This window comes from Lactococcus garvieae (assembly GCF_016027715.1).
GTDB classification, from domain to species: Bacteria; Bacillota; Bacilli; order Lactobacillales; family Streptococcaceae; genus Lactococcus; species Lactococcus garvieae_A.
This window is the reverse complement of sequence record NZ_CP065691.1, coordinates 739,190-758,133: the sequence shown is the minus strand read 5'-3', so window position 1 is coordinate 758,133 and position 18,944 is coordinate 739,190. Positions and strand designations below refer to the sequence as shown.

16 protein-coding genes are annotated in these 18,944 nt (G+C 39.2%); 15 read left to right on the top strand and 1 reads right to left on the bottom strand.

Going from position 1 to position 18,944, the window contains the following annotated elements; translation table 11 throughout:
* The first annotated feature begins 32 nt into the window (after positions 1-32).
* The 12 genes from I6G50_RS03820 to I6G50_RS03770 all read left to right on the top strand — a co-directional run bounded on the left by I6G50_RS03820 (position 33) and on the right by I6G50_RS03770 (position 14,310).
* The gene (locus I6G50_RS03820) at positions 33-884 is read left to right on the top strand and encodes an acyltransferase domain-containing protein (RefSeq protein ID WP_197909230.1); all 852 of its coding nucleotides are present in this window, start codon (positions 33-35) and stop codon (positions 882-884) included.
* A 141-nt stretch (positions 885-1,025) separates the two neighbouring features.
* Positions 1,026-2,378 (top strand): 23S rRNA (uracil(1939)-C(5))-methyltransferase RlmD, encoded by a 1,353-nt coding sequence (gene rlmD / locus I6G50_RS03815; protein ID WP_197909229.1) that lies wholly within the window; start codon positions 1,026-1,028, stop codon positions 2,376-2,378.
* 9 nt (positions 2,379-2,387) lie between these two features.
* Positions 2,388-3,005: a class I SAM-dependent methyltransferase gene (locus tag I6G50_RS03810; protein WP_197909228.1), complete on the top strand. Its 618-nt coding sequence runs from the start codon at positions 2,388-2,390 to the stop codon at positions 3,003-3,005.
* A 115-nt stretch (positions 3,006-3,120) separates the two neighbouring features.
* Positions 3,121-4,299 carry an AI-2E family transporter gene (locus I6G50_RS03805; protein WP_081167358.1) on the top strand — a complete coding sequence of 393 codons (1,179 nt, stop codon included), beginning with the start codon at positions 3,121-3,123 and terminating at the stop codon, positions 4,297-4,299.
* A 2-nt stretch (positions 4,300-4,301) separates the two neighbouring features.
* The gene (locus I6G50_RS03800) at positions 4,302-5,543 is read left to right on the top strand and encodes a tetratricopeptide repeat protein (protein ID WP_197909227.1); all 1,242 of its coding nucleotides are present in this window, start codon (positions 4,302-4,304) and stop codon (positions 5,541-5,543) included.
* Between the two features lie 197 nt (positions 5,544-5,740).
* Positions 5,741-7,408, top strand: coding sequence for an acetolactate synthase AlsS (gene alsS, locus I6G50_RS03795; protein WP_081167350.1), 1,668 nt, complete (start codon positions 5,741-5,743; stop codon positions 7,406-7,408).
* A 320-nt stretch (positions 7,409-7,728) separates the two neighbouring features.
* On the top strand, positions 7,729-9,183 hold the full coding sequence (gene abc-f, locus I6G50_RS03790; protein WP_197909226.1) for a ribosomal protection-like ABC-F family protein: 1,455 nt from the start codon (positions 7,729-7,731) through the stop codon (positions 9,181-9,183).
* Between the two features lie 159 nt (positions 9,184-9,342).
* Positions 9,343-11,544, top strand: a complete 2,202-nt coding sequence (locus tag I6G50_RS03785) for an ATP-binding cassette domain-containing protein (protein ID WP_197909225.1) — start codon at positions 9,343-9,345, stop codon at positions 11,542-11,544.
* A gap of 13 nt (positions 11,545-11,557) precedes the next feature.
* Positions 11,558-11,893 (top strand): DsrE family protein, encoded by a 336-nt coding sequence (locus I6G50_RS03780; RefSeq protein WP_081167342.1) that lies wholly within the window; start codon positions 11,558-11,560, stop codon positions 11,891-11,893.
* Positions 11,894-12,190: 297 nt separating this feature from the next.
* Positions 12,191-13,489, top strand: coding sequence for an ABC transporter permease (locus I6G50_RS03775; RefSeq protein ID WP_197909224.1), 1,299 nt, complete (start codon positions 12,191-12,193; stop codon positions 13,487-13,489).
* A gap of 9 nt (positions 13,490-13,498) precedes the next feature.
* Positions 13,499-13,633 (top strand): hypothetical protein, encoded by a 135-nt coding sequence (locus I6G50_RS10550; RefSeq protein WP_269668696.1) that lies wholly within the window; start codon positions 13,499-13,501, stop codon positions 13,631-13,633.
* A 17-nt stretch (positions 13,634-13,650) separates the two neighbouring features.
* On the top strand, positions 13,651-14,310 hold the full coding sequence (locus tag I6G50_RS03770; protein WP_081167335.1) for an ABC transporter ATP-binding protein: 660 nt from the start codon (positions 13,651-13,653) through the stop codon (positions 14,308-14,310).
* Positions 14,311-14,482: 172 nt separating this feature from the next.
* Here I6G50_RS03770 and I6G50_RS03765 read toward each other — a convergent pair whose 3' ends face one another.
* Positions 14,483-15,643, bottom strand: coding sequence for a hypothetical protein (locus tag I6G50_RS03765; protein ID WP_197909223.1), 1,161 nt, complete (start codon positions 15,641-15,643; stop codon positions 14,483-14,485).
* Positions 15,644-16,079: 436 nt separating this feature from the next.
* Here I6G50_RS03765 and I6G50_RS03760 point away from each other — a divergent pair, with 436 nt between their 5' ends.
* From I6G50_RS03760 to I6G50_RS03750, 3 genes are read left to right on the top strand one after another with little or no spacing between them, the layout of a single operon-like run.
* A complete protein-coding gene (locus I6G50_RS03760; protein ID WP_197909222.1) occupies positions 16,080-17,393 on the top strand; it encodes a PTS sugar transporter subunit IIC in 1,314 nt (437 codons plus the stop codon).
* A gap of 43 nt (positions 17,394-17,436) precedes the next feature.
* Positions 17,437-17,772: a hypothetical protein gene (locus I6G50_RS03755; RefSeq protein WP_197909221.1), complete on the top strand. Its 336-nt coding sequence runs from the start codon at positions 17,437-17,439 to the stop codon at positions 17,770-17,772.
* Positions 17,773-17,790: 18 nt separating this feature from the next.
* Positions 17,791-18,879 (top strand): DUF871 domain-containing protein, encoded by a 1,089-nt coding sequence (locus I6G50_RS03750; protein WP_197909220.1) that lies wholly within the window; start codon positions 17,791-17,793, stop codon positions 18,877-18,879.
* Positions 18,880-18,944: the final 65 nt, after the last annotated feature.

The following is an 18,944-nucleotide window of genomic DNA, read 5'->3' as shown; positions in this document are numbered from 1 at the left end:
GCCTTTATCTTAGTCGATTTTGGGAGGAAGAGATGGAAGCAATACTAATACCGATGAAAAAATTTATGGCTGATATTGAGATTCCTGATTTAGTACAGGATACTGTATTAAAAAATTCCGCCATAATCAGTGACAAAGATTTGAAGACGAGCGCACAAAAGTTACTCGATGTTAAAGCTGCTGCACAAGAGGCAGAGCGACTAGGAAAACTGTACAGTAATGATACGCTGATGGAGCTGACTTATCACTTATGTGCTGCCTTTTTATGCTGGGACAAAAACTACGTACCACATGGTATATCTTATGAAATTTATATCGACACGATGAAGTGCTTCACGAGATTTTTAGAAGAAACAAGAAAAATAATCTCAACTTATAAATTCAATCGAGGTTTTTGGACTTGGCGCTATACGAGTGGCTTGATATTTAGGATTCAAGAATTAGAGTTTGAAAGGGTTGCTCCTCCACATAAAAATAAAATAGCACGATTGGCAGGCAAGAAATATATTTCTATTCATATTCCATCTGATGCTAACTTGTCTCACGAGATTATTTCAAAAAATTATCTTAAAGCGAAGGATTTTTTGAAGAAGCATTTTCCAAGTTATGAACAAGCACCTTGTGTAACTAGCACATGGCTGCTCTCTCCTAAGTTAAAAGATTGGTTGAAGGAGAAGTCAAATCTGAGATTATTTGCCAGTGACTATGATTTGGTAAAAACAAATCCGGACAGTGACGAGGGTGTGCCTTGGGTTTTTAATAGCATTTCTTCTGATATTTTGAACTACCCTGAAGAAACAAGTCTACAAAAAGCGGCCAAAAAATGGATGGTGTCAGGCGGGCATATTGGCTCAGCTTTAGGAATTTTAAAAGAAGACCTATAACTAACATAAGCAAGTATAAAAGAAATACAGATAAACGGTGAATTATCTGTATTTTTTGATGCGCAAAAAGGCTTTGTGTGGATCTCCGAGTAGAACATAAAGTAATTAGACTTTATCGGCACAGTATGATATTATAAAATCATGAAAAAATTCCAGAAAAATGAAATTATCCAAGGAAAAGTGATTGACTTGACACATGAAGGACAAGGAGTTATCAAGGAAGATAACTTCCCTTTTTTTGTTGAAAATGCACTACCTGATGAAGAAATAAAAATGAAAATTCTGAAGGTCGGGAAGAACTTCGGTTTTGGTAAAGTCGAAGAATGGATCAGTCAGTCTCCTGATCGAGTGCAGGATGTAAATATGACCTATCTGCGTACAGGGATTGCTGACTTTGGGCATATGACTTATCCAGCGCAGCTCCATTTCAAGCGCAAACAGGTTGTTGATGTACTCCGTAAAACGGCACACAAACCTGATTTTCCTGTGATGGAGACACTTGGTGCAGAACAAGAAAGTCAGTATAGAAACAAAGCTCAGGTTCCCGTCCGTGTCGTCAATGGCCGTACAGAAACAGGCTTTTTCCGGAAGAACTCACATGATTTAGTTCCAATACATGACTTCTATATTCAAAATACTGAAATTGACGCCCTTGTCAATCAAGTACGGGAAAGTTTAATCACGCTTAATATCCCACCTTATGACGAAAAAACGAAGCGAGGAATCGTGCGCAACATCGTGATTCGCCGTGGTTATCATAGCGGCCAAATGATGCTTGTTTTGGTCGTTACTAAAGAAAAGTTTGCGGGACTTTCAGAACTGGTCGCTGAGTATCGTGATAAAGTGACTTCTTTTCAGCTTAGTGTTAATACCTCTACTGGAAATGCGATCTTTGGCTCTAAGTTTGAACTTCTCTCAGGTAAAGATTATATTACGGACAGCATGTTAGGCAAAGATTTCCAAATCTCGGCCCGTGCTTTCTATCAAGTCAATACAGCACAGGCAGAAAAACTCTATCAGTTAGCTTATGATTTTGCTGATTTGAAAGCCGAAGATGTCGTGATTGATGCTTACTCTGGTATCGGAACAATTGGACTTGGAATGGCAGACAAGGTTGCCCAGGTCTACGGCATGGAAATCATACCCGAAGCAGTAGAAAATGCTAAAGTGAACGCCGCACTGAACGGCATACAGAACGCCCACTATGAAGTCGGGCCCGCAGAAGAAGTGATGCCAAAATGGTTGCAAGACGGTATCCAACCTGACGTTATCTTTGTGGACCCACCACGCAAGGGACTTGACGAAAGCTTTATCAAAGCTGCTACAGCAACACAAGCACGAGCTGTCGTCTATATCTCCTGCAATCCAGCGACATTTGCGCGTGATGTCGTTCGCTTCGAAGAAGAAGGCTATCTTTTGGAAAAAGTACAACCTGTTGACCTCTTTCCGCAGACGAAGCATGTGGAGTGTGTGGGGTTGTTGAGAAAGAAATAAGGTCTAAAAATGCCACACAAACACCACAACTACGAACAAGAATCAGAAAAATTCTATGACAATATCGCCCAACATTTTGATCATTCTTTCGATGGTTTTCTGGCTTCCTTTTTCAAGAAGTTCATTGTTAAACATTTAGAGTTTCAAGAAAATGCTAACATCCTCGATATGGGTTGTGCTAATGGCACGCTCTTAGCAATGCTGAGCAAGGAGAAAAAGATAGTTGGTGCAGGCTTAGATATTTCATCAGAAATGGTGAAAATCGCTCGTCAACGTCACCCTGAGTTTGAGTTCAAACAAGGCAGTGCCGAAAATGTCCCATTTTCTGATCATAACTTTGATGTTATTATCTGTTCTGCAAGTTTTCACCATTTCCCTCATCCCAACCGCTTTCTTAGTGAGGCTGGTCGTTTGTTAAAACCAGAGGGTCGTTTAATCATTGCGGAAATACATATCCCTGTAGTGACGAAGCTCTATAATTGGCGGCTTAATCGTTTTTCGAGAGAAGGAGATGTTAAGGTTTATCAGCTAAAAGAGTTACACCATCTTTTCAAAAAACAAGGTTGGCAAATCGTTAAACGGAAAATATTTTTCCAAATACAATACTACGAACTAAAAAAGCTGTAAATCCAGCTTTTTTTGCATAAATAATATTATGTAAAACAAACGCCTTCCAGCCCAATATAATCAAGATTATGTTATAATTTAGAAAGTACTTTACATATAAGAAGGGAAAATTCCTATGGAAAAACAAAATTTTAGAGCCTCTGTTTTTTTCAAATGGGTTATTAATAATAAAGTAGTAACGGCACTCCTAGTAGTCTTACTTTTGTTGCTGAATATTCTACTACTGAGCAAGGTGAACTTCATTTTTGCACCGATTGCTGATTTCTTAACTATTGTTTCATTACCCATTGTTTTGGCAGCCGTATTTTATTATTTGCTTAATCCCATTGTTGATTATTTAGAAAAAAAACGCGTACCACGTATTGCGAGTATTATCGTTATCTTCGTGTTGATAGCTGGCTTGCTTGTATGGGGCTTAGCTTACGCTATTCCCTCAGTATCAAATAGTGTGGCTACTTTTTCTAAGCATGTTCCCAACTATGTGGACCAGATTCAAGAGGAAGTCAATCAATTATTGACAAACCGTCATTTTGAACAATTCCGTCCACAGATGGATGACTTTATGGATTCTCTTGGCAACAATATTGTAGATTGGTCGAAAAACTTTTCAACAGCTGCTTTTAGCTCCATTACAGACGTTATCACACGAACTGCCAGTGTCTTTATCTCTCTTATTATTTTCCCCTTTGTTCTTTTCTACCTTTTACGAGATGGAAAAAACTTGAACGGATATATCACTCATCTTTTACCCGTGAACTGGCGTAAAGATACTTCAAAAATCTTGACTGAGATGAATTCACAACTGGCAAACTACGTTCGTGGTCAAGTTATTGTTGCGATTGCCGTAGCTTTGATGCTTGCGATTGGGCTTCCTATCATTGGCTTGCGCTACGGAATTACCCTTGCGATTTTGTCAGGATTCTTTAACTTGATTCCGTTCCTCGGTTTCTATTTAGCCATTATCCCAGCAATGATTATTGGTCTTGCGACAGGTGGTCCTGTAATGCTACTTAAAGTCTTGATTGTCTACATCATTGAGCAAACGCTTGAAGGTCGCTTTGTTTCTCCATTGGTTTTAGGTAAACAATTAAGCATTCATCCTATCACAGTACTTTTTGTTCTTTTAACTGCGGGAAAAGTTTTTGGTCTATGGGGCGTCCTTTTGGGAATACCGTTTTATGCAGCAGCCAAAGTTATTGTAAGTCACTTTTACGATTGGTATCGTGAAATTTCTGAACTCTATCATCCGGCCAATTTAGAAAAAACAAGTGAAATTGAAGTAATAGAGGAGTAATAATGTCTTATTCAGAAGATACAATTGATTTCCTACACAAAGGTGATTTGATTGGTATGCACAATGCTTTGAGCAATGCGCTTAAACATGATAATGAAGAAATGCTTGCGGATCTGGCAGAGTATCTACAAATGATGGGCTTTATCGATGAGAGCCATCAAATATACGATAAGATTCTGGGCGATAATCCTGAAAGTACAGACTATTTGATTAATCTGGCGGAAATTGCAGAGGACGACGGCGAGATTGATGATGCCCTCAACTATCTCTATCAGATTCCTGCTGGAGATGAAAACTATGTTGCTGCTTTGATTCAGATTGCTGATTTGTACCAGTTTGAAGGGGATTTTGAGACAGCGATTAGCAAGCTAGAAGAGGCACGGGAACTTTCTGATTCGCCTTTAATAACTTTTGCTTTAGCCGAAAGCTACTATGAGCAAGGCGCTTATCAGGAAGCGATCCAAAACTATGCAAAACTCTCTGTACGAGAAATTTTACAGCAAACTAAAATTTCAACTTATCAGCGTATCGGTGAATCCTATGCGCATCTAGGAAATTTTGAAAATGCAATCTCATTTTTGGAAAAATCACTGGAATTTGACAAAACAGCAGATACTCTTTACAAAATTGCCCTGCTTTACAGCGAGCTTGATAATCAAGCCCGTGCGATTAGCTATTTTAAGCAATTAGAAGACTATAATACTGACCTTCTAAACTATGAACTGGCTTACGCACAGACTCTCGAAGCTGACCGTCAGTTTGATGAAGCAGCACGCGTAGCTCAGGAAGGATTGCTTAAAAATCCTAACTCTGCCTTACTATTGCACTTTCTCTCAAAACTGGCTTACAGACAAAAAGATCAAGCAGCGGCAGAGCGCTATCTAATGGATGCTTTAAATGTTGCGGAGTTACATGATGAGACGGTGTTCCTGCTGGCTAATCTCTATTTCAACGAAAATGATTTTGAAGCAGTGACTCGCCTTGAAGACCTTTTAGAAGAAGAGCATGTATTGGCACAATGGCTCTTCGCTCAGGCCAATAAAGAGTTGGAAAATGATGCGCAAGCTGAAGCTCTCTATACTGAGCTTTTATCTACTGTACTTATCGAAAATCCAGATTTCTTAAAAGATTATATTGATTTTCTCCAACAAATAGGGCAAAATGATAAAGCTCAAGCTTATATTAAGCAATATCTAGAACTCGCACCCGATGATGAGGAAATAAGAGGACTATTGTTCGAGTAATCGAGCAATAGTTTTTTATATATAAATTTGATGACAATTTTTGTAATATTTGCGGAAAATAATGTAAGCGGTTCAAGCCACAAAATCTTGTCAAGGCAGGCTATATATAGTTTTACAATCTCTATCTTTGTAAATTAAAATGTTTTCTGCTAAAATTGATTGTGAAGATTGTGAATCTTAATTGAAATGGAGAAGAAATGACTGAAAAAAAATTCGGCTCAGACTTAGTTGTAGATAGTTTAATTAACCATAATGTAAAATATGTTTTTGGTATTCCCGGTGCCAAGATTGACCGCGTATTCGATCGCTTAGAACATGATCCAAAAGCACCAGAATTAATCATCACTCACCACGAACAAGGTGCTGCTTTCATGGCACAAGCTGTGGGACGTATCACGGGTGAACCTGGGGTTGTTTTGGTAACTTCTGGACCAGGTGTATCAAACTTGGCAACGCCACTTTTGACCGCAACGTCTGAAGGTGATGCTATCCTTGCGATTGGTGGTCAAGTAAAACGTGCCGACCGTTTGAAACGTGCCCATCAATCAATGGATAATGCGCAAATGATGGCACCTGCTTCAAAATATTCGCAAGAAATCTTGGATCCCTCAACAATTTCGGAAACAGTAGCCAATGCTTATCGTATCGCTAAAGGCGGTCGTGCAGGGTCAAGCTTCTTGTCAATCCCACAAGACGTGACAGACTCAGAAGTATCAGTTAATGCCATTAAACCTTTGTCAGATCCAAAGATGGGGAATGCCTCTATCGATGATATTAACTATTTGGCACAAGCAATTAAAAATGCTGTATTACCTGTTATCCTTGTAGGTGCAGGTGGTTCCGATGAAAAAGTTGCCAAAGCCTTGCGTAACTTGCTTTCGCACGTTTCAATTCCTGTTGTCGAAACTTTCCAAGGTGCGGGTGTCATTTCACGAGATCTTGAACATACATTCTTCGGTCGTATCGGTCTCTTCCGTAACCAACCGGGTGATATGCTATTGAAACGTTCAGACTTAGTTATTGCTGTCGGTTATGATCCAATCGAGTATGAGGCACGCAACTGGAATGCTGAAATTGACAGCCGTATCGTCGTTATTGATAATGCTATCGCTGAAATCGATACATACTATCAACCTGAACGTGAATTGATTGGTGACATTGCCCAAACATTGGAAAATCTTTTGCCAGCCGTTCGTGGTTATAACTTGCCAGAAGGCTCTGTCGAATACCTTAAAGGCTTGCGCGATGTTATTAGCCAACACGAGTTTGACGTAGAAGCAGCTGAAGAAGGACGTTTGCATCCACTTGACTTGGTAAGTACTTTCCAAGAAGTAGTCAAAGATGATGAGACTGTTACGGTTGACGTTGGCTCACTCTATATCTGGATGGCACGTTATTTCCGTTCTTATGAACCACGTCACTTGCTCTTCTCAAATGGTATGCAAACATTGGGTGTCGCTTTACCATGGGGGATTACAGCTGGTTTGCTCCGCCCAGGACATAAAGTTTATTCTCACTCAGGTGATGGAGGCTTCCTCTTTACAGGACAAGAACTTGAAGTTGCGGTGCGCCTTAACTTGCCATTGATTCACATCATCTGGAATGATGGTCACTATGACATGGTTAAATTCCAAGAAGAGAAAAAATACGGCCGCGCAGCAGGCGTAAACTTCGGTAGCGTTGATTACGTAAAATACGCAGACGCAATGGGTGCTAAAGGCTATCGCGTGCACAGTGCCGAAGAACTCAAAGAACTTTTGGAATCAATCCCTGATACAACAGGACCAGTTGTGATTGATGTTCCTATCGATTACTCTGATAATATTAAATTGGCGGATACGCTTTTACCTGAAGAATTTTATTGATAATGACAGGAAACTCTGTAGAAAAGATTTACGCTACTCTATCTACGCTATATTATAGAAGGTTAGACTGTAAAATTCTGTAAATCTTTTTGGCTTCGCATATTTTTGTGCTAAAATGAAGTTATTAAGAACAGGAAGGAGTGCCAACCATGACAGCATCAATGAAAATCTGGAATCATCTCTAAAATTGCATATTTTTAGGGTCTGTAATCAGAATTTCAAGGGTGTGGTTTGCACTTTTTTAGAAATAATAAGAAAGCGGGCGACCGCTTTTTTTTCTGTCCACATATGGCCCTTCGACACATATTTGGAGGAAAATAATGAGTTTAGCACTAGAGTTGAAAAATGTTAAAGTGAGTTTTAAGGATCAGGATATCTTAGATATCGAGCATCTAATGGTCTATGAAGGAGAAAAGATAGGAATAGTGGGTGCCAATGGGCAAGGGAAATCGACTTTATTGAATCTTATTTCAGGTCAGCTAAATCCTGATTATGGTAAGATTGAGAGGCACATTGATTTTGAGTATCTGAGACAAATTGGCGGTGAAGCAGTGGATGATCTTGACTATGAGTGGTTGTCAAGGATGCAAGTACCCGCTCAGGACTATGAACATTTATCTGGTGGGCAGCAACGAAAGTTTATGCTTAGTCAAGTTTTAGCGCAATATCCTCAAGGTTTATTGCTCGATGAACCAACGACACATTTGGATAAAGAAAGCATGGAAGATCTAGCTAAGGAAGTCCGTTATTACTATGGAACCATACTTCTTGTATCTCATGATCGCTCTTTCCTTAATGCCACAGTAGAGAAAATATGGGAAATCGCCGATGGGCGAGTAACTGTCTATAACGGCAATTATCAGGACTATATAGAAGCAAAAGAAAAAGCTGCTCTAGAGACTGTGCGCTATAATGAGAAGTTGGCAAAAGAAAAAGCCCTTTTAGAGCGGGCTATTGCTACTAAAGAAGCAAAAATAGCTCAGCAGGCAGACAATGTTGCCAAAAATTTGAAACGCGCGATAAAGCCAGACCGCTATTCCGCAACGAAGTCTAAAGATAGTGTACAAAAAGCAGCGCAGCGACAAGTTAAAGCCATGAACACAAGGCTAGACAAACTTGGCAACTTTGAAAAATTAGAAGAAGAGCGAGAGCTGAAATTTCCTCTATCTCCCAGCCTTGTCTTACACAACAAGTTTCCCATCATGGCAGATGGTTTGACAGTAAAAGCAGGCAAAAATGTCTTGCTGGACAGGATTAACTTCCAGTTTCCCTTAGGGAAAGTGATTGTTCTTTCAGGACCAAATGGTTCGGGGAAATCCAGTTTGTTACGAAAAATTATAACGGGAGATAAGCACTTAACTTTATCGCCTAAGCTTAAAATAGCCAGTTATGGGCAGCTGGATTATGACCTTCACTCAGAGCTGCCTTTGTTGTTATATCTGACTGAACAAAGTGATTATGATGAGAGTTTCATACGCAGCCTTCTCGTACAGTTAGGCTTTAATCACAGTCAGATGCGTACATCTGTTAATAAACTATCTGGAGGACAGGCGACAAAGGTTATTTTAGCACAAACCTTTATTCAACCTTCAAATCTCTTAATCCTAGATGAGCCAACGAATTTTATTGATTTAGAAACGATAGAGGCCTTAGAGAAGTTTATCCATAGTTATCCAGGAACTATTATTTTGACTTCCCATGATACTGCATTTGTAAAAAAAGTTGCAGATGTACGCTATGAGATTTTAGACCAAAAGTTACGACAAATGGACTAAGCGATTAACTCTTTTATCGTTGATTAACGTATGACATCTCTGTCTTTTAGTGCAGGTTGCTAACGTATCTTCAGATATGGTTTTGCAGTTACAGCTAGAATTGCTATACTGTATGAGCAAAGAATAAAAGCTTTTGAAATGAATAATAAGGAGAAAAGCATGACTGAGACGATTCGTGTGATTTCAGATAATGTCAATAATTTAAAAAATGTATCTCTTGAGATTCCTAAAAAAAAGATTACCGTCTTTACTGGTGTTTCAGGATCAGGAAAATCAAGTCTTGTATTTGATACGCTCGCCGATGAGTCACAGCGTCTCTTAAACGAAACTTTGCCAGCATTTGTTCGGCAATTTTTGCCTAAATATGAACGTCCTGATGTTGAACGCATTGAAAACCTTCCAGCTTCTATCGTGATTGATCAAAAAACGCTAGGAGGAAATGCTCGTTCGACTCTTGCGACAATTACGGATATCGCACCTGTTATTCGTCAACTGTTTTCAGGCGGTGGCCAGCCTCAACTTGGAGTGGATCATTTTTCTTTTAATCTTCCTGCAGGCATGTGTCCAGACTGCCAAGGTATTGGTAAAAAATTAGAACTTAAGATGGAGCTTTTTGTCGATATGGCGCGCACCCTCAATAATGGCGCAGTCCTCTTCAAACCCTATCAAAAAATTGTCAAAATGTATGTGGAAAATGGACTTTTTGATGGTGAGAAGAAGCTGAAAGATTTTACAGAAGAAGAGTTAGAGCGCCTTTATCACGGCAAAGACGTCGGAAAAATCAAGATGGGAGAATACAATCTTACCTATGAGGGAATAGTTGATAAGTTTAACCGTGGCTTTTTGCAGAAAGAAGGAGATTTGTCCGCAGGTGCACAAAAAACGTTGGCAACTTATACACATGAGGCTCTCTGTTCGACATGTCAAGGCAAACGTTTAAATCAAGAATCTCTTGCGGTACGTTGGTCAAGTTATAGCTTTGCGGACTTGATGGCCATGGAACTTACTGATTTAAGTGATGCCTTGGCTCAACTGGAAGGTACTGGCCATCTCAAACAACAGATTGATCACCTTATTGAACTTGGACTAGGCTATCTCAGTCTTGATCGAGAAACATCTACCTTATCGGGTGGAGAATCACAGCGTGTGAAGTTAGTGAAGCATTTGAATAATGCTTTATCGGACATGCTCTATATTTTTGATGAACCTTCCGTCGGCCTGCATCCGAGAGATGTGGCGCGTATTAATGCCATCTTTACGAAGTTACGAGACAAAGGTAATACGGTTTTGATTATTGAGCATGACCCAGATGTCATTAAGATCGCAGATTGGGTGGTCGAAGTTGGTCCGGCAGCTGGCATTCATGGTGGGGAGATTATGTTTGAAGGCAGCTATACGCAACTCCTCCAGTCGGACTGTTTGACAGGGCAATATCTTGCTGAGAAGACACCAATTAATGCCACACCTCGACAAGCTGTTCACTTTTATCAAGGAAAAGTTTCCAGCGCCAACAATCTTAAAAAACAAGCGCTAGATATTCCCAAAGGTCTGCTTACGGTTGTGACCGGTGTAGCAGGGTCAGGAAAATCAACTCTTGTAGAGCATTCCCTAAGAGCTGCATATCCAGAAGCTGTCATGATAACGCAAGCCAGCTTGGCTGCCAATAGCCGTTCCAACCCCGCAACTTTTATTGGAATCATGGATGCGATTAGGAAGGCTTTTGCTAAGGAAAATGATGTGAAGCCTAGTCTTTTCAGCTATAACTCAGAAGGAGCCTGCCCGGATTGTGAAGGGCGTGGCTATATCGAGTCTCGTTTAGCCTTTATGGAAACAGTAAAACAAACCTGTGAACTTTGTCAGGGCAAACGCTATAAGGCAGAAGCTCTTTCCTTTAAATATCAAGGGAAAGATATCACGGAGATATTGGGATTAACGATTGAAGAAGCTTTAGACTTTTTCCAGAATATTCCCATCATCAAGAAAAAAGTAAAAGCCATGAATGAAGTAGGTCTTGGCTATCTGACTCTTGGGCAGTCCACCAGCACTTTATCCGGTGGAGAACGTCAACGCTTGAAGTTAGCCAATGAGTTTTATCAAAAAGGCAATTTATTTATCCTTGATGAACCTTCTACAGGCTTGCATCTGTCCGATATTGGCCGCTTAATGAAGATTATGAATCATTTTGTTGAGCAAGGCAATACCTTAGTTGTGATTGAACATCAGTTAGATATTATGCGTCAAGCGGATTGGATTATTGACGTGGGTCCAGACGGCGGCTCATCTGGGGGAGAGGTTGTTTATGCAGGACCACCAGCAGGCTTGCAAGACTGCGCGACTTCACTTACTGCTAAATATATATAAAGGAGAAGTAAAAATGTTAAAAGTTATTTTGCATATCAATGAGAACCAAAAATGGAAAGCAGTTTTGTCTAATGTAGAAAACTTTCAAAGCTGGCTGTCAGAGAACAAGGAAGCTGGAGACATTGAAATTTTAGTCAATGGAGAAGCTGTCGATAAGGTTCTTCAGGGATCTACTATAAATCTATCGGAAGTATTACAAACAGGCGTAAAAGTTGCGGTTTGTCAAAATTCACTAAATGCGCGCGCTTATACAACGGAAATGCTGCAAGAAGGATGTACAGTTGTTCCAGCCGGTATCGTAGAGCTGGTACAAAAGCAGCATTTGGGTTTTGCTTATATAAAACCATGAGCGGCTAAGAAGTTACAAATGTAAAGTTTTTTGTAGAACTTTGTGACCACTAAATAAAATAAGAAAAACAGCTCCAAGTGTGAGCTGTTTTTCATTTTGTAGCTTACAATAACACAAAGTATTATGAGTTTAAAATGAGAAAAACAATAGCGATATAAGAGACTTGAATATGATAAAGACTGCGTTTTTTAGAAAAAGGTTATTTGTTTATTAAGAAAAGATTTAGTTTTAACTAAGTGAATTTTAAGTAATAAACTATAAAATATGCCTATCCTAAAGAAAGTGAGTCATTATTAAATGAACTTTATTAAACGTGCAGGTTTGCATCTTATTTCCAAACGAGGCAAGACATTACTTCTAGGCTTAGTTTTTATGGCTATTTTGAGTTTTGTCCTGGCTGGTTTGACGATAAGAAGTGCAGCCACTAAGGCAGCTGAGGAAGCGAAAAAGTCTGTGGGAGCAATCGTAACACTTGCTGTAGATAGACAAAAGCTTGCTCAACAGGGGCAGATGATGGGTGGTGATATGCCAAGTCCTATCAGCCGTGAACTGGCTGAAAAAATAAGTCACTTGCCAGGTGTCGCTTCAACATTGTTATCGGTAGGCGGAGCTGTCACCAAAGGACAAGGTATCGAGCCTGTTAAAGTGGAAACAGGCAACACTATGGGCGGAGAAATAAAAGCCAATATTGGTGGAAGCAACATGGCAGAAGTTGATTTCCGAATGACAGGGGTGAATGCCACAGACTTGGCGGGAAGTTTCTCTGATGGAACTGCTAAAATCGTTGAAGGAAAAGGACTGACCGAGGAGGATCTAGGCAGTAATCATGTCTTGATAGAGCAAACGTTGGCTGAGAAGAATGATTTAAAAGTCGGAGATACTTTTGAACTCAAGGACACTGATGGAAAAGCTCACAAAGTTAAAATTACAGGTATTTATCAGACAACAGCGAGTACCGATGGCATGGCAGCACGTATCCCCTCAATGAATCCAGTGAATAATATCTTTGCACCCTATACTTTGGCAGAAAGTTTAGCCACAGAACGGGAAAAAGATACAGTGGATCAAGCTATCTTCAACCTTGATAATCCTGAAAAAATGGACGAGTTTGTTGCGGCTGCCGAAAAAGAGCTGCCTACGGATAGCCCGTATGCTTTGCAGACGAATGATGCTTTTTACCAACAAATGTTAGGCCCAATCAACAATGTTTCTGGTTTTGCGATGAATATTGTGGTACTGGTTGCACTAGCTGGGAGTTTGATTCTAGGCTTGATTGTCATTATGTCTATTCGTGAACGACGTTATGAGATCGGAGTACTCATGAGTTTAGGTGAACGTAAATCTAAAATTATTGGTCAGTTTTTTGTTGAACTGCTTATTATTATGGTTCTTGCTATTGGTGGAGCAAGTATAACAGGGAACTTCATTGGTAACGCTATAGGAAATCAGCTTCTAAGTCAGCAAAACACAGCACAGACACAGGAAGCAGAGGAAGCATCCAGTCAGCAAAACTTACAGCAAGGCGGAATGATACGTCAGCAAGCAGGAGGTCCAGGTTCAAACTCTCCATTAACAGGTCAAGCAAAAGCTGAGTAGATTGAAGCAATGGACGTCAAAATGAATGGGACCACCATAGTTATTTTGGGCTTGATTGCCTTAGCTATCGTTGTTTTGGCTGTCCTTGCTGCCTCTGTTGGTATTTTACAATTACAGCCTAAAGCAGTATTAACAGGGAATTAAGGGAGGAAAGAGTAAAAATGTTAAGAGTAAAAAATGTTGCTTATTGGTATAAGGATCCCGCTGATGCGCTTTTTGAAGATATCAGTGTGGATTTTGAATCAGGAAAGCTTTACACGATTATTGGCAAATCTGGCAGTGGGAAAACAACTTTTCTCTCACTAATTTCAGGTTTAGATGTTGCTAAAAAAGGCGAAATAAGTTATGAAGATAAAATTTTATCCGCGAAAAATCTGACCACCTTTCGACAAAAAGACCTGTCTATCGTCTTTCAAGCTTACAATTTGTTGCCCTATATGTCAGCTTACCAAAATGTAAGAACTGCTCTTGAAATATCAGGCAATAAAATTCCTAATATTAAAAGCTATGTTCGTGAAAAATTGACAGAAGTCGGAATTGACGAAAGCTTACAGGACAAAAAAGTTTCTCAGCTGTCGGGAGGACAACAGCAACGGGTTGCCATCGTTCGTGCAATGGCAACTGGGCATAAGTTGGTTGTGGCAGATGAACCCACGGGTAATTTAGATGAAGAAACATCGGCAGCGATTGTGTCCCTTTTCAAGAAAATGGCCCATGAACAAGATAAAACAGTTATTTTAGTAACCCATGATCATGATGTCGCAGCAGAAGCAGATGTAGTCTTGGAGCTAAAGCATAAAAAATTGACAGAAAGAAAGTAAATATAAAGGTGCTTATTTTATTAAGCACTTTTCTTTTTGGTTTTCTCTAATCCGTGAAAGAAGTAGCTAATAATATGCTAGTAGTTTGCACTGCTTTTATCCCTTATCGGTTATTATCCTGAGAAAGGGTTGCAAAATAAAAAAGACCTCAACTGAGATCTTTAATTTTTAATTATTCAGCAGTTTTCACAGCAGTGTCGCCAGAAACTTTAAATTGGTTGGCAGCATCCAATTCTTTATATGCATCTAATTGTTCTTGAGTTGCGAAATAAAGATTACCGTCGATTTCAGATGGAATTGTTTTGCCGTCTGTACCTTTCATATCGCGAGCTTTGATTGATGCATTTTCTGCAACGTAAACATCACCTTTAATGTTCCCACCTTCAAGGTCAAAGCCAGGTGATTTAATAATCAAACGTTTTGTAGTCAAAGTAAATGAATCCGTTACTTGGTGTTGATCATTTTGTGCGATTAATGCCAATGTACGTTGGATTTGACCGCTCTCGTTCATGAAGATACCGTCAACAGTGATATCTTTATCAGCCGCATCAATATCTGAGTTACCAGACACTAACCAAGCACCTTTAGCACTCAAACCTGAAGCCAAAACATCAGCTGCATCGGTACCCGTTGTTGCGCCAGCTTCAGTATCTGGGCCATTGCCTTCAAACTCATGAGTTACTTCACCATGTTCACCAATAGTAACAGCGCCCATAGGGAATTCAAGAACTTCACCCTCTTCAACTTTAGTTTCACCTGTTACGGTTGGTTTTTGATCATCAGCGAGCTTATTGTAAGCATCCATGAGATCTTGGCTTGCGAAAATCAAATTACCGTCAATCGTTGCCTTACCATCAACACCTTTACCGTTTTGTGCGCCAAAACCTGGTGCGAAGACAGCTACGTCACCTTTGATTGTACCATTAGAAAGTTTGAATCCTGGCGATTTCACTTCAACTTTATCAACAGTAAGAGTGTAACGATCAGTTATAACGTGGTCAGCATCTTGCGCATAAGCAGCAAATTTACGTGCGATTTGGTTTTTGCTTGCATAAACACCTTCAACAGTCAAAGTTTTGCCTGAAGCATCCATATCTTTGGTGATTGCTGCCAACCATGAACCATTTTTAGACAGTCCTTTTTGTAAATCTTCAAAACTGTTAGCACCAGCGGTAGCACCTGTGAATGCGTCAGCTGTTTTGTTGCTGTCAGACTGTTCAGTTTTCGCATCGTTATTGCCATTTGCTGATTCATTATTGTTGCCGCATGCTGCAAGCAAGAAGATTGAAGCTGCTGACAAAGTTACGATAGAAGCCAATTTAGTGGTTTTCATTTAGTTTCTCCTAAATAATAAATTTGAATTGGGTTTGTTTTTGAAATCGTTTGCAAACCCGACACTTTAATTTTAACATAAAAAAAGCCATATGCAAAAAAATTGTCGGTTCTTTCACAAATTTAATCCTTTTAAAATTTTTATTCTTGGTATCTTATCTTAGAGAAGGCTAAAGATAACTTGTGAAATTTAACACTTTGAAATGCTTTTAGTGATATGGATATATAACACAAATGATAATGAAACATTTGTTATCGTTTGAAATATAATTTCAATTCATGTATAATGAAAGGGCATTCAAAGAAATATTATTCTGTAATTGCAACTGTGAGAGACACTTAATATCCCTACAGTTATTCAATTGTATTTAAATCTGTTATCACTATTAGCTGTATGTGCAGCTGATATGAAATAAAATTTACTTAAAGGAGTAAACATGCAAAAATTTCTCAAGTGGATCGAAACAAGATTGATGCCACCTATGACCAAAATTGGTATGCAGCGACATATGGTTGCAATACGTAATGGGGTAATCTCAACGCTATCTTTAATTCTGATTGGCTCTTTCATTATGGTTTTCGCCAATTTCCCGATACCAGCTGTAGCGGAATGGTTAGCGCCACATACGGCCAACTTAACCATTCCTTTCCGAATCACCATGGGCTTGATGGCAATCTATGCTTCATTTGCTATGGGTGATTCCTTAGCTAAGTCTTATGATTTAGATGGCGTGACAGGCGGTGTTCTTTCATTAGCGGCATTTTTGACTTTAACCATCCCTTTAAATGTCGATACTGTGTTGACTGAAGCAGGTGAAGCTGCGATTGGTTGGGTACTTCCAATGCAATACTTAGGTGGTGCGGGGATGTTCTCTGCAATTTTAACAATGATTTTTGCCGTTGAAATCTATCGTTTCTTTATCAAACGTGATATTACTATCAAAATGCCTGATGGTGTCCCCCCGGCAGTTGGACGTTCCTTTGGGGCCCTATTACCGGGTGCCTTTATTATCATTTCCCTTTGGGTAGTGCGTGTAATGCTTAATTTTGATATTAATGCTTTTATCATGAGTATTTTCAATCCAATTGCCGACTTGATGGGGAATAATATGTTTGGTGCTTTGCTTCCTATGATTTTCATTCATTTACTTTGGGCAGCCGGAGTGCATGGTATGAATATTATCGGTTCAATCGTCCGGCCGATGTGGCTCATGATGCTTGATGCAAATATGGCTGCAATGGCTGACGGAACACCCCTGACACAACTTCCTTATGTCGCACCAGAACAATTCTATCAATGGTTTGTCACAATGGGTGGTGCAGGTGTAACTTTAGTTCTTGTTTTCCTTCTCTTTACTTGTCGTGCCAAATACTTGAGAGATATGGCAAAATTGACATTTGTTCCAGGGTTATTTAATATCAATGAACCATTAATCTTTGGTATGCCTTTGATGATGAATCCTGTATTCACTATTCCATTTGTATTAAATCCGATTATCTTGACAATCGTTTCCTATACTGCAGTAAGACTTGGCCTTGTCAATGGTTTTGTCGCCAATGTTCCGTGGACTCTTCCTGCACCAATCGGTGCTTACATGGCAACAGGTAATGATTGGCGTGCGATTATTCTTGTTTTAGTCAATCTCTTTATTGCAGGAGTTATTTATTATCCATTTGTAAAAATGTATGACAAGCAAATGCTAGAGGAAGAAAAGAAAGCTGCTACAGAAACTGAAGGAGCACAGGTTTAAGGCTCTTTAGTTAAATAAAAGTTCACAGATAGAAAGTGTATTTATGTTATATTCAATCCTATTTTTTGTTACTACAGTGGTAGTGATTATTATTGCACGTAAATTCTCCATAAAAGTGGAAAGATTTAAAAATAAATATTTGAGGAGCAGGTGGTTTTGGGGAATTACGAGCATGCTTACACTAGCTACTGGAATTTTACTGCTCCCAAATTTTCTTGCACCACTGAAAATTCCCTTTATTATTTTTGCAATATTTGCTGCCATGGTTTTCTTCGAAATGACACGCCATGCAATAGAACGCGCTATGATTATCTATAACAAGAAAACTGTACATAGATATGATAAAAAAGCTATTCATGAAGTGAACAGCTTAAAATAATTTTACAAGGAGAAATATATGAGACGATTAGGAATTTCGATATACCCAGAACACAGTACGCTGAAGCAAGACAAGGCTTATATTGACCTTGCACATAAGTATGGTTTTAGCCGTATCTTCACTTGTTTATTGTCCGTTAATGGTGACAAAGAAGAGATATTACAGAATTTCAAGGAAACGATAAGTTATGCTAGAAGTAAAAATTTTGAAGTGACCGTTGACATTGCACCGCGTATTTTTGATATTTTAGGAATTTCTTATGATGATTTATCTTTCTTTGCGGACATGGGTGCTCATGGTATTCGTTTAGATATGGGCTTCACTGGGAAAGAAGAAGCTTTGATGACCTATAATCCTCATGGCCTCAAAATAGAAATCAATATGTCTAATGCGACAAAGTATATGGAAAATATTTTAAGTCATGTACCAAATCGTGAGCTTCTAGTGGGATGCCACAATTTCTATCCTAAACGTTTTTCGGGACATTCTTATGACTTTTTTGTCAGATGCTCAAAAATGTATAAGGAAAATTACATTCATACGGCCGCCTTTGTCAATTCACATGATGCAACTTATGGGCCGTGGCCTGTGATGGAAGGTCTAGCAACTTTAGAGATGCATCGTGACTTACCTATTGAAGTTCAGGCACAGCATTTAATCGCAACTGGGCTGATTGACGATATCATTATTGGTAATGCTTATGCTTCTGAAAGGGAGATACAAAAGCTTGCTACTCTCAATCGTCAAATGATGACTTTCGGTATTGAGCTTGAAGAAACTATTACAGAGCTAGAGCGCGTGATTGTTGAAGAAGAACCTCACTTTTATCGGGGGGATATTTCAGAATTCATGATACGTTCAACACAATCACGCGTGAAATACAAAGCGGAAGCCTTTCCCAAAGGGAATACACGGGATATAAAACGTGGGGATATTATCATTGAAAATGAAGCATATGGTCAATATAAAGGAGAGTTGAATATAGCACTTAAGGATATGAAAAATTCGGGTAAAACAAACGTAGTTGCACGAATACGTGAAGAAGAAATATTCCTTTTGGACTATTTACAGCCCTGGGAAAATTTTCAATTCCAAGTTAAAGGATGAATCTAGGAGAATAAACTTGTACCAAAGATAGAGGGCCAACCATTATAGAGATTGAAGCTTCTTAA